General features: G+C 35.8%; 12 protein-coding genes, 1 tRNA gene and 1 other RNA gene. 9 read left to right on the top strand and 5 right to left on the bottom strand.

The window, feature by feature from the left end; all coding sequences use genetic code 11:
• Window positions 1–133: 133 nt before the first annotated feature.
• Both U0839_RS07020 and ssrA read right to left on the bottom strand, forming a co-directional pair.
• On the bottom strand, window positions 134–700 hold the full coding sequence (locus tag U0839_RS07020) for an SspB family protein (RefSeq protein WP_413550363.1): 567 nt from the start codon (window positions 698–700) through the stop codon (window positions 134–136).
• Window positions 701–734: 34 nt separating this feature from the next.
• Window positions 735–1,045: a transfer-messenger RNA gene (gene ssrA, locus U0839_RS07015) on the bottom strand.
• 115 nt (window positions 1,046–1,160) lie between these two features.
• Between ssrA and U0839_RS07010 the strand changes: the two genes are divergently transcribed.
• From U0839_RS07010 to U0839_RS06990, 5 genes are all read left to right on the top strand, one after another.
• On the top strand, window positions 1,161–2,564 hold the full coding sequence (locus U0839_RS07010; protein ID WP_155565150.1) for a hypothetical protein: 1,404 nt from the start codon (window positions 1,161–1,163) through the stop codon (window positions 2,562–2,564).
• Window positions 2,565–2,969: 405 nt separating this feature from the next.
• Entirely contained in the window at window positions 2,970–3,278 is a 309-nt protein-coding gene (locus tag U0839_RS07005; protein ID WP_155565151.1) for a hypothetical protein, read from the top strand.
• 486 nt (window positions 3,279–3,764) lie between these two features.
• Window positions 3,765–4,688, top strand: a complete 924-nt coding sequence (thyX, locus tag U0839_RS07000; protein WP_155565152.1) for an FAD-dependent thymidylate synthase — start codon at window positions 3,765–3,767, stop codon at window positions 4,686–4,688.
• Window positions 4,689–4,726: 38 nt separating this feature from the next.
• Window positions 4,727–4,867: a hypothetical protein gene (locus tag U0839_RS06995; RefSeq protein ID WP_155565153.1), complete on the top strand. Its 141-nt coding sequence runs from the start codon at window positions 4,727–4,729 to the stop codon at window positions 4,865–4,867.
• Window positions 4,868–4,893: 26 nt separating this feature from the next.
• Complete coding sequence (locus U0839_RS06990) at window positions 4,894–5,256, top strand: hypothetical protein (protein WP_155565154.1); 363 nt, start codon at window positions 4,894–4,896, stop codon at window positions 5,254–5,256.
• A gap of 19 nt (window positions 5,257–5,275) precedes the next feature.
• Here the strand turns inward: U0839_RS06990 and U0839_RS06985 are convergent, their stop codons facing one another.
• Window positions 5,276–6,445: an Mrp/NBP35 family ATP-binding protein gene (locus tag U0839_RS06985; protein ID WP_110438715.1), complete on the bottom strand. Its 1,170-nt coding sequence runs from the start codon at window positions 6,443–6,445 to the stop codon at window positions 5,276–5,278.
• 134 nt (window positions 6,446–6,579) lie between these two features.
• Between U0839_RS06985 and U0839_RS06980 the strand changes: the two genes are divergently transcribed.
• From U0839_RS06980 to U0839_RS06970, 3 genes are all read left to right on the top strand, one after another.
• Window positions 6,580–7,731: an OpgC family protein gene (locus U0839_RS06980; protein ID WP_413550364.1), complete on the top strand. Its 1,152-nt coding sequence runs from the start codon at window positions 6,580–6,582 to the stop codon at window positions 7,729–7,731.
• A gap of 263 nt (window positions 7,732–7,994) precedes the next feature.
• Window positions 7,995–9,563, top strand: a complete 1,569-nt coding sequence (locus U0839_RS06975) for a Do family serine endopeptidase (protein ID WP_230882733.1) — start codon at window positions 7,995–7,997, stop codon at window positions 9,561–9,563.
• Between the two features lie 47 nt (window positions 9,564–9,610).
• Window positions 9,611–10,630: an FUSC family protein gene (locus U0839_RS06970; protein ID WP_155565156.1), complete on the top strand. Its 1,020-nt coding sequence runs from the start codon at window positions 9,611–9,613 to the stop codon at window positions 10,628–10,630.
• A gap of 16 nt (window positions 10,631–10,646) precedes the next feature.
• On the opposite strand, the gene U0839_RS06965 is transcribed toward U0839_RS06970, so the two are convergent.
• Window positions 10,647–10,865, bottom strand: a complete 219-nt coding sequence (locus U0839_RS06965; protein ID WP_155565157.1) for a Trm112 family protein — start codon at window positions 10,863–10,865, stop codon at window positions 10,647–10,649.
• A gap of 46 nt (window positions 10,866–10,911) precedes the next feature.
• Window positions 10,912–11,889, bottom strand: coding sequence for a tetratricopeptide repeat protein (locus tag U0839_RS06960; protein ID WP_413550361.1), 978 nt, complete (start codon window positions 11,887–11,889; stop codon window positions 10,912–10,914).
• A gap of 189 nt (window positions 11,890–12,078) precedes the next feature.
• Here U0839_RS06960 and U0839_RS06955 point away from each other — a divergent pair.
• A tRNA-Gly gene (locus U0839_RS06955) sits at window positions 12,079–12,153 on the top strand.
• Window positions 12,154–12,315 lie beyond the last annotated feature (162 nt).

The following is a 12,315-nucleotide window of genomic DNA, read 5'->3' as shown; positions in this document are numbered from 1 at the left end:
TCTATCTTTCACAAAAGTTATATTTTAACTATTAAAAAAATGATTAATATTTTTTATAGCACAATACGGTTTATTACCAATTAAACTTTTGGTTTTGTTAAACTATTTATCATTTGATATTATATTATAAAATTTAATCGGTTTTTTTTCTAAAAGCATCTAAACTTATAACCTGTGATTTCTCTTTCGATGCGTTACTTTCCTTAGAAGGTTTAGCATTTTTTAATTCTTCCATATTATTTGTAACTGTACGGAGTGTTTGAACAGGTGTCTTTTCTTCAGATTGAATCACGGTTAGACTAGAAGGAATAGGCTGAAAATTAAATGCTAGATTAACAAACGGATCTGCAAACCCAATAACAGATCCGAATGGAATAACCAATATACTCCCAACCCCGCCAAATGAAAGACCAACAGACATTTGCTGTTTAATTCTGTTGATTTTCAGATCCCAAAATTGATGTTGTAAAACAATCGTCATTTCTTCTGGATATTTTTCTTTAAGTTGGGGTGGAATAATCACATCAGGATAGTCGGTTTTAAACTGGATATAGAAATTATGACTCCCAGGCAGTCCATCTTTTGCAACTGATTCCAGAGCTTTTAACATGACCTCACGATAGGCAGCTTCAATCCATTCATTATATGGTAAAAGGGAAGGAGGGTTTTCGTTAGAACCTGAATTATCTGAATTGGTCATTGTCTAAACTTTAACTATAAAATCAATAATCTAAAGTGAAGGGTTTCTGTTGCCCGGCACCCTTCAAGCCGCGCTTGTCACATTGGCTTATTAGGCCGCGATAGCGTGTGCCTCGAAATTATCGTTGGCATTTGTAAAAAACAGTCCGATAACGGTGGTACAATACCGAGCAAAAAATATATCTTTACTACGCGTGTCGATCCTGTTTCGTCCCCATAAGCTTTATGGTGGAGACGCCGGGTACCGCCCCCGGGTCCACTACGCCTATTTCATATACCGTTTATTGCCATAGTTGGGTAAACCAACAATTTTAATATAATAATATTTCACTAATAAAAAAAGGGGAAATTAATTTTTTTTGATCCAAATTAAATTTCTGGGTCACCGTAATTAATTTCCAATTGTTTTTACTTATTATTTCTTTATAATTTTCCGTAATAATCTTAACAGGAAATAAGCGATGAAAAAATCAGTAATCTTTGGAACAACCGCAGCCATTCTTGTACTAGGTTCAAGTCTTGGAGGTGGATATATCTATCTTCAGCATCAGCTACACAATCGTCTTGATGCGGGAATTAAAATGTTGGAGCAATCCTTTCCGGGTTCTTCTATTGTTTATGATCGCAGTGTAACCAATGTATTCACACGTAGTGCCATTTTGGAAAAAGTGAAGATCAAAGGCCAGTCTGGGCAATTATATACAATGGATAAATTGAATATCAAATCTGGTTCACGTAATGGATTGATGAGCGCTACAATTGATAATTTTGAAACAAAAATTGATAGTGACTTGATGATGAATAACGGGCAGATTCACGTTGATCATATTGATTTAAACAATTTTGTTCCCAGAAAGGATTTGCTTGACATCGATGCATCTGGAAAAATCAAGAGTGTTTATTTTTCAAAGGCAAAATTTGATTTATTAAATCTGAAGAATATTACAATGAAATTATCTTCTGGATCTGAAAAGATAGCAATAGCTCAATATCAAATCAAAAATTATGGATTAGATCGAAAATCCGACCAAACTTTGAATGATTTCCGTTATTATGATAAAGTTAACAATCGGGACAATTATTTCAATATTCAATCACTTCAGATTAAGGATTTGAGTTTTGCTAAATTTTTCCAAAATATTGAAAATGGAAAAACATTTGAATTTGCAAGTGACGAACCTAAACTTTTTCATATTAAAAATGTCGAATTAAAAATTGATGCTGCACGATACCAGCTTGGTGACATGCAAATTTCGACAGAAAAAGATGGAAAAAACCGTTTGTTTAGAGGTAATAAATTCGATAACTTACAATTACAAACCGATAGTGATCCAAGATTGTACGCTTTAAAGCAATATGGTTATGATCAACTAAATATGTTCGGGAATTTGTCCGCGCAGTATCATTATGATCTGCAAGAATGGAATCTTGAACCGTTCCAGATTGGTGCAAAAAATATTGGGAATGTAAAAATTAATGCTCGTGTAAAAGGTCCGGAAAAACCATCAGCAAATAATGAAATGGCAATGATAAATGATTATAAGATTGTATCCTTTACAATGCATTTTCGTGATGATGGATTAATACAACATTTGGCTGATCTTAAAAGCCGTGAAAAGAATGAATCCGTTGATCAGATTAAGCAAGAATGGATTGAGGATTTACAGAAACCCGATAGAGATTTTCCGGAATTGTCTAAACAAGCTGGAAATGCTGTCATTGATGTTATTCATCATCCGGATCATGAGCTTACAATTGAGGTTAATCCGGATAAACCTTATTCATTTTTAGATCTAACTTCATATAATGCCAGTCAGATAATTGATCATTTGAATATTAAGGTTCATAGTGATTCTAAGCATTAATAATGGATTTTATAAAATAAATTCATGAATTTATTCGGCTGGATTGAATAAACTTACATAAATTACATTTTCAAGATGTGCAAAATGAATAAATTGAAAAAAGTATTTTTCTCTCTATTTGTTTTGCTTTTTATTTATTATAGGAATGAATTTATATAATATACGTTATGGGGAGGCTCCGTTCATATTAGAATACACGCATAATGCCCTGACACGGATTGCAGGAAAAAAGGGCATTATTCATATTCCAAGGCGTTTGTCCTTAAAGTTTTCCAAATGGTCATTTTCGAGAATATAAATGTGACGCTTGAAGATGTTAGTCATTTAAATGTTAAGAAAATAGGGATTTCAAATAACGGTTTCTGGGAAACTTCAATATAGAAAACCGTTTTAAACAAAGTTCATGTGAACTTTGATATTGGCAGAATAAATGCTGAAAATTGGCGGATTAAATCTTTATCCCATCAGCTAAGCGGGATAGATTATTTTTACAAGACCAGAGTATCGGAAAAGTCAGGGTATCAAATTCATATTAACTATTTGAGAACAAAGGGTATGGGAAACGGTACAAGAATTATTTTGGGAAGTATAGCCAATTTTTTATATAAAACAGGCTATCATTCAATTACGGCTGATTTTTCATATGATGATAATCAGTCATTTTTTACTAATGAAGCCCGCTATATATTTCGGAAAAAATTTTGTCCACATTGATCTGTCCTGTTTATCGGGTTTGAATTTAAAGCCGCAAAATTTTGATATGGATATTTTATATAATCGATTAATTTTAAAATCCGGAGAACTATTTATTATAGATCCCGGTTTAAAAGAGCAATTCCTAAGGGAGAGAGAATACAAATCTAATCTTTCCAGAACGGATATGATCGATAAAATTTATTAATCTTGAATCTTCCCAACAGGGAAAAAATTTTACTCTTGATTATCATTTTTGTCAGAGTTTGCCAAAATCTTTAGGGATCCACATAATGAAATGAAAAATATCAGCTGATTTTGGACAGGGTGTGAAAGTTAATGATTTGTTTAAAAGCAGTTTTCTTGATTTTTTTTAAATAGCTAACGAGGGGAATATGCAAATCATGACTGTTAAAAACCATTAAAATCATATATTTTAGGAAAATAGTTTTATACTGGTTTATAAATAATTTCTTAGTCGTACTTAAAATGAGTAAATAGATTATTATGGCACTTACAGAAGAACAACAGGCAGATATTAAAGCGCAGTCAAGTCAGCAACTTTATACAAAACGGCCAATTTCACCAGGTTTGGAAGAAATGCTTTATCAAGCTTTTCCTGTACTGGATCATGGATTTGTCAGGGTTGTCGATTATATGGGTAATGATTCTGCAATTGTTCAGGCAGCCCGAGTTTCATATGGAACCGGTACAAAAAAAGTATCGGAAGACCGTGGTTTGATTCGATATTTAATGCGTCATTATCACACAACCCCTTTTGAAATGTGTGAAATTAAGTTTCATGTTAAATTACCAATTTTTGTAGCACGACAATGGATTCGTCATCGTACGGCCAGCGTAAATGAATATTCGGCCCGATATTCAATAATGGATAGAGAATTCTATATTCCCGAACCTCGCGTATTGGCAATGCAAAGTAAGGTTAATCATCAAGGTCGTGGAGAAGTTCTTTCTGCTGACCAATCAGAGGCAGTTTTATCGCTTTTACGTAATGATGCGCAAAAATGCTATGATGATTATGAAAAAATGCTTCGTACTCCTGAAGAAAATGGTTTTGGGCTGGCTCGTGAGCTTGCCAGAATGAACTTGACCTTGAACAGTTATAGTCAATGGTACTGGAAGGTTAACTTACATAATTTATTTCATTTCTTGCAGCTAAGAATTGACTCGCATGCACAATATGAAATCCGTGTTTATGCCGAAGTAATGCTGAAAACGGTTCGGGCATGGGTTCCTCTGGCTTGTGAGGCATTTGAAGATTATCGCAAAGGGGCTGTAACATTTTCCTCGACCATGATGAATGTTATTGGCAAGTTGTTAAATGGACAATCTGTTGATCAAGCTGACAGTGGATTAAGCAAACGTGAATGGACAGAAATGATGCAGATTCTGGATCATTACAAATCCTAGAGTTAATGTGTATATAAAATCTCTTGGAAAGATTGAAAATGGAAAAACTTTTATATGTTGCTGGTATTATCATTTTATTTATCGGCATTGTTGCAGCGATGTGGTTTCTTCCTTTTGGACGTAATCTGGATGCGGATAATCAGTATCTACATGAGACTTTTTATACAAAGAAAAAATGAACTATGCTAAATATTTGATTATAAATATGAAAGTAGTTGAAAATTTCATTATGGATTATAAAGATAAAAAGAATCTTCATGTCGATGAATATGAGTATGAATTACCTGGTAAATCTGTCCATTCGTCATCTGAATCAATGGGAGAAAGTTTTTTTACCCAACCTTCAAATCTTGATTCTGACATTAAACCTCTAGATCCAAATCAAAAAATCGAATTTGCCACTTTACGCCCTTGGTATATTGCCTGTACTTTCGTTTTGGTTTTGGGGTTGATTTTTGAATTTGGAATTTTAGGAAAAAACGGAAAGCAGGGACCTTTATGTCGGTATATGCCAAAAAATAAGGTTTGTTATGTTTTGGCAGGTCCTGGATCTTCTTTAGAGAAATAGATTCGGGGTGACAAGGTTTTTAGGAATTTTTGCTATTTGCAAGTCCTGTTTTACAAATGGCGGGATAAATTAAATCTGCAATAGCATGGTAGGCTTGACTTTCTGGGCCATCAGGTTGTTGAACGGTTATGGGAATTCCCTCATCTGATGCCGTACGGATCGCAGGTAAAATAGGTATTTCCCCCAAAAAAGGTATATTCAAAGCTTTGGCTTCTTTTTTAACACCATCCTGTCCAAATATATAGGTTTTTTCCTGACAACGAGGGCAAAGAAAATAAGACATATTTTCAATGATACCCAATATAGGGGTTCGCGTTTTCTGAAAAAGAGAAATACCTCTTTTGGCATCCAATAAAGCAATATCCTGAGGTGTGGAAACCATTATCGCACCATCTAATTTAATGGATTGGCCAAGGGTAATTTGAACATCACCCGTTCCAGGAGGCATATCAATCAACATGATATCCAACTCTCCCCATTTTACGTCTGACAACAGTTGTTTGACCGCCCCCATTACCATGGGTCCCCGCCATATAACCGCTTGATTCGTGGGAACCAGCATGCCAATGGAAATTGCTGAAATACCCCATGCCGTCATTGGGATCAGTTTGTGGTCTCTTACTTCTACCTTGCCTTTTAGATCAAGCATATGTGGAATGGAAGGGCCATAGATATCAGCGTCCATGATGCCAACCTTTAATCCTTTTTGAGACAAGGCAATCGCAAGATTGACAGTTGTTGAGGATTTTCCAACACCTCCTTTTCCTGAAGCGATTGCAATGACACATTTAACCGAATTGAGAGTTTCAATGGGTTTGGCATTTTTTATATTATTTGCTTTTATTGAAGTTGTATCTGATTTGGTATGACCGGTTTGTTTGGGTGGGAATACCAAGCGTTTTGATATGGTTGGATCATGTAAGCCGGAAGAAATGGCATTCATAAAAACACGGGCTTGTTCCACATCTTTAAGCTGACTTAAATGGTGTTCGATTTTTGCCCGTAATGGTTCCACTTGAGCAGGATCGACATTGGGGACTTTTAACGTTATATGTATTTTTTGGTTTTCAATATGAAGCGTTTCAATCAAATCAGTGTCTAGCAGCCGAATATGGGGAGACCATGGAAGCGTAAAATCTTTCAAAGCCTCTTTGACTTTTTGCCGGTTAATTGAAATAGGGTTATTCATGTAAAACCTTGAAGAAACAATCATTAAAAAATGTAATTATCAAGTTTATTTTAAAAAGTATATAACAGATTTGTAAAGTTGTAATGAAGCTCTGAAACTAATTTTCTTCATTTTATTTAGAAAGAAAATGTAGAATAAATTGGAAAGAATCGTTAAGGAATAAAGTTCTGATCAAACAGCAAAAAAAATCAAAAAGGGATCATCGTATCGATGCTTTGCGTGGATTGGCGCTGATCATGATGTATATTGACCATATTCCTGAAAATCTTCTAAATCGTTTTACTATGCGGAATGTAGGGTTTGCCGATGCAGCAGAAATTTTCGTATTATTAGCTGGATATGCTTCCTGGCTTGCATATGGAAGAAGGATTCCGCTTGACGGGTTTTGGAAAATTTGTAAAAGGATTTTTGCACGTTGCTGGAAAATTTATCTTTTTCAGATAGGTTTGGTATTAATTACATTATTCAGCATCTATCAGTGGCGTCGGGTATGGATACTGCCAGTTGATTTTTTAGAGCCTGAATTGGCACATGGTCACAGTATCTTAAGAGTATTCTGGCGGTTGTTACTTCTGGATGCATTGCCAAGTAATCTGAATATTTTGCCACTCTATATCATTTTACTCGCCTTTTTTCCCATCCTTTATTTAATCATGAAATATCGTTGGTGGTTGGCGTTGGGAATAAGTTTTTTGCTATGGAGTTGGGTTAATCTTGATCCATGGTTCAATTTTCCTAACTGGCTCGATCCTGATGGTTGGTTTTTTAACCCTTTAGCATGGCAGTTTTTATTCACGCTTGGGGTTTATGGTTCTATTCTTGCAGGTAAGCATGAAGGTGATTTTCCATATTTTATATGGTTACAGGGACTTGCTATCGCTTATTTAATCTTTTCTTTCCTAGAAGCGTTTCCATGGGGATATTGGGGATTACCCGATTTGAGATTGATAGAACTACATACTCCTGCAAAGGCTTATCTTTCACCATTGCGATTGATGGACGTTATCGCAATATTTTATCTTGTTCAATCTTCAAAATGGACCAAACATTTTTCCGAAAATAAAATTGGGCAGCTTTTGGCTTTATATGGTCGACATTCGCTGGAGGTTTTTTCCTTGAGTACGGTTTTTGATCTATGGGGGCGTTTGATGTTCGCTAGCTGGGGACAATCAGTATTTTTGCAGCTAGGTATAAATTGTATCGCAATATATATTCTTTATCTCCTGTCTTTATATCTTGATAAAAAAAGACAACGATTAAGAACTATCAATCTAAGATCCCAATAATATTATTAAAGTTCAATAATTTCAAAAATCAGGATTTATTCAGAAATAAGCTTATCATGAATTCATGTCTAAGATGTTAGAATTTTAAAACAGTGTAACCATAAAATCATGATTTTAGATAGATTTATATTTATTTTAATGAATTTTATGGTTAAATTAATTCAGTTATTTGATCTCTACATGATTTTTAGAAAAGAGATAAGTTTGCGCATGAAGTAACCTGTAATAATGCTGTTATTATTTTTAATGAATAAAGAATAAGTATGTCAAAAAATCTTTTTCAAGGGGATTTGACACGTTGTTTGATCCTTACCATGGGGATATTCGGTTTTGTTTCAACTCATCGGTTGCAAGCTCAACCTGCTGTTAATTTACCTTTTATAGGTCGTTTAACTTGGCTAGATAAATTTAGTTCTCGATGTTCTTCTGGTAGTTTTGCAAATGTTGCCGAAAAATTATTGCCGACGGTGGTTAATATCTCAACCAGTCGAGTTCTTAAACCGGGGCAGCATGACGATGAAGATGATGACAATACGGAGGATACCGCTTCTGATCCAGATTCCCCTTTCGAAAAATTCTTTCAAAACTATATGAATGGCAAGAGTGGTCCTGATGACGGTATGGATCATCTTCAGGCGTTGGGTTCTGGTTTCATTATTGATTCATCAGGTCTTATCGTTACAAATTATCATGTTATTAAAGATGCCGACCAGATTTTGATAACTTTACAGGATAATCGGACGGTTAAAGCGGTATTGAAGGGATATGACGAAAGAACAGATATTGCCTTACTTAAGATTAATGTGAAAGAACCATTAACCATTGCGCATTTTGGCAATAGTGATTATTCAAGGATAGGTGACTGGGTTTTGGCAATTGGTAACCCATATGGTTTATCTGGAACCGTGACATTCGGTATTATTTCATCAAGGGGAAGGGATATAGAACAGGGGCCATATGACGATTTTATTCAGACAGATGCCCCAATCAACAAGGGAAATTCCGGAGGTCCCTTATTTAACATCAAAGGAGAGGTCATAGGCATTAATACAGCTATTTTTTCACCTTCTGGAGGGTCAATAGGCATTGCTTTCGCCATACCTGCCAATGAGGCAAGGGATATTATCAATCAGCTTCGTGTAAACGGCAAGGTGACTCGTGGATGGATTGGTGTTCGTATTCAGGAAATTAATGAAAGTATAGCGAGTAGCCTGAATGTAAAGCCGTTTCAGGGAGCCTTGGTCGTAAAAATTGAGAAGGGTAGCCCTGCTGATAAAGCTGGATTAAAATCTGGCGATATCATAGAAAAAATAAATAGCCAGGTTGTTACAGCCCACACAATGCCAAGGATGGTTGCTGCCGCTCCCATTCATTCACAAATTAATTTAACAGTTATAAGACGGGGAAAAGTTGTTGATTTACCCATAGAGATACAAAATCTTGAAGAAAATGAGGAAAGTAAGGAGAGTGATATTCAGGATGAAAAGGCAAGGGTATTAGTAATTAAAGATCTGAATATTACGGTCAGTACGATAACGAATTTACTAAGACAGAAATATAATCTGGCAGAAAAACAGCAGGGCGTTGTAGTGACCACCGTACATCATAAAGAGAAAAATTTGATGCAGCGTTTAAAGCCTGGAGATGTAATTGTGGGAACAAATACTAAAACTGTAAATGATGTTGATATGCTTCAACAGGCAATCACAAGTGCAAAAAAAGAAAACAGAAATCCCACTTCAATGCTTTTACTGGTTCAAAGCGGTTCCGTTATGCATTGGGTTGCAGTCCCGTTCGTTTCCGAAAGAAACAAAAGCGATCATAAACGATAATTCTGATCATGAATTCCAAGATTTACGGTTAATCGAGCAAGGTATAAATGAGGTTTGGAATTAAAAGGCTGAATTTATATCCCGCTGTTATTCAAAGTGTTCGGTTATTATTATCTGTAGCAACAGCAAGTCTACTTGCACATCTATGTAAATTGAACGAACCTTATTGGGCTTTAATTACAGCTGTTATCGTGACGCAAAGTCGTATCGCTCAAACTCTTCAGACCAGTCGTGATCAAATTATTGGTTCTCTGATTGGTGGAATTGCAGGGATCATAGCCATTGCCTTGCAGATTTATTGTGGCTGGTCACCGATTATAGTATTTACAATCGTAATGATTCCGATGGTTATGTTCGTTTCATGGCGTCCCACCATGAGGCTTGGAGTTGTGACACTTGCAGTCGTTTTTCTATTCCCTTCACCCGGAGGGATTTTTGAAAGACCTTTTGATCGTATCTTTTCTATTGTTGTAGGTGTGTTGGCCTCTTTATTGGTTAGTTATTGTATATTGAGACCTCAGGCTAGATATCATGCCTTTTTACATGCCAAGGAAGCTTTTAGTAAATTATATAAATTATTACACGCTGTATTGATTGAAGGAATTTCATGGGATGCTGTTGAAGCCAAAAATGATGAAATCATTACAGAACTTCGCGAATTGGCCAGTGATATAGATGAAGCACGTAAAGAACGGCCTACCTGTGTTTTGGAAGAAACGGATCCTGTGCTTGTGCAATTATTTCCAATTTTGCGACGTTTGCAAAGTGATAGTATTTTCGTGGCAAGAGCAATGGAGGCTTATGGTCAAAAATTACATCCCAATACCGAAAAAGCCCTGGAACATGCTTTAAAAGAAATATTTTATTTTTTTAAGATTCAGTCTTTAAGACAGGCCAACGGCAAACATAAAAAATTGCCGAATGCCTGTGATATTCATGTTGATTTTGATTCCTTGTTAAATCCACTGCTGGAAGAGGCTAAAAAATCTTGCCCTTCCATCATTCAATTTACATTAAAGGCGCTTTGTAATGATTTTTGCAGAGGTCATGATATCTTTTCCTCATGAAATGCTTTTAACGATATTATTTTGGTTTCTTATAGTTTGAGATTTCATCATCGCTTAATGTTCTTGCTTCATTGGCAAGCATTATTGGTATGCCATCCCTAATTGGATAAGCCAGACCTGCATTGCAACTGATCAGTTCATCAGCATCACGATCATAAATAAGAGGGCCTTTTGTCACAGGACAGACAAGGATTGAAAGCAGTTTTGGATCAATGGGAGGGGTATTTTGAGACATTTGTTTATCCTTTAATGAATTAGATAAATTCTATTGGCAATCGGGCTTAAGAAAATAATAAGGTTGATAATTGACGACGGCCCTGCAACGTGGCTGGATCGTCAAATCCCCAAGATTCAAAAAAACGTAACAATTGTTTTTTTGCCGCTTCATCATTCCAGCTTTTGTCTCTTTTCATAATTTCAAGCAATTCATGTGCGGCTTCATTTTTTTTTCCGGCTCCATTTAAAGCGGTAGCCAGTTCATAGCGAGCCTGATAATTATCTGGATCCGATTTGATTTTATCCATTAATGCCTGTGTATCCCCAGTGTTTTTTTCACCTTCCAGAGCAAGGTCAATGGCAGATTTCGCACCTATAATTTCGGCATGATCCTGTATGGATTCCGGAACTTGTTCAAGACTTTCCTGTGCCACTTCTGGTCCTGCACTGGCAAGAATTGATCGTATCAACCCGCCCCATGCTTCCGGTTTTTCGGGTTCCAGTTCAAGGGCTTGGGAAAAAACACCCATTGCCTCATCGAATTTTTTGTCATGCAACAATGTTTGTCCCTGTTCAATTAAATCCGTGCTGGGCATTGCACTTCCAGCGGTTTTTAATAATTGACTGACAAATTGTTGAATTGCACTTTCAGCTTGCACTCCTTGAAATAAATCAACTATTTGCCCCTGCCAAAAAGCAGCAACCAGAGGGATAGACTGAATGGGAAGGCCGATCTGCATCAACTGTTGGACAAGGGCTTGATTCGCGTCTATGTCGATTTTTACAAGTTTCACGCGTCCTTGGGTGACATTTGCAATTTTTTCCAATAATGGTGTAAGTTGTTTGCAAGGGTTGCACCAATTCGCCCAAAAATCAACTAAAACAGGAATTTTTTGGCTGGCTTCAACGACTTCCTGAACAAAGTTATTTTGATTACCTTCAATAATACTCGTTTTGGAAGAAGAAGCCGAGGAAATGGCTGTTCCATGTTCAGTCAAAAGTTGACCTTTTGCAGGTTGGGACGGAGAGTTAAAAAGCGCCATAAATCATATCCTGTTTCATTTAAATGAAAAATTTGATTCTCATATGTTTAACAATTTCTAGATATTAGAATTGGTTTTTGTATATATTATAGTGGATGAGAGACAGGAAATAAAAATAATTTTTAATTTTTGTTTTTTCCGCTTGCATCTTTAATGGAAATATCATAAAAGGCTTTTACGTTCATCAGAGCGGGCGTAGCTCAGGGGTAGAGCACAACCTTGCCAAGGTTGGGGTCGTGGGTTCGAATCCCATCGCCCGCTCCAATTAATAATTTATTAAGTTAAATCTTACTGAATATAAATTAATTTTTTAATCAAATAATCATTATATTTTCTATAGAGTACAAAAGAGATTATATGAAATTAGTTCATATATTGTGATTAAATGTATAAATGATCGAGAATAAGATATTATCGTCATAGCTT

The organism is Commensalibacter sp. A3DC, from assembly GCF_047307945.1.
Classification (GTDB): Bacteria; Pseudomonadota; Alphaproteobacteria; order Acetobacterales; family Acetobacteraceae; genus Commensalibacter; species Commensalibacter melissae.
This window is presented reverse-complemented; position numbering and strand designations above follow the sequence as displayed.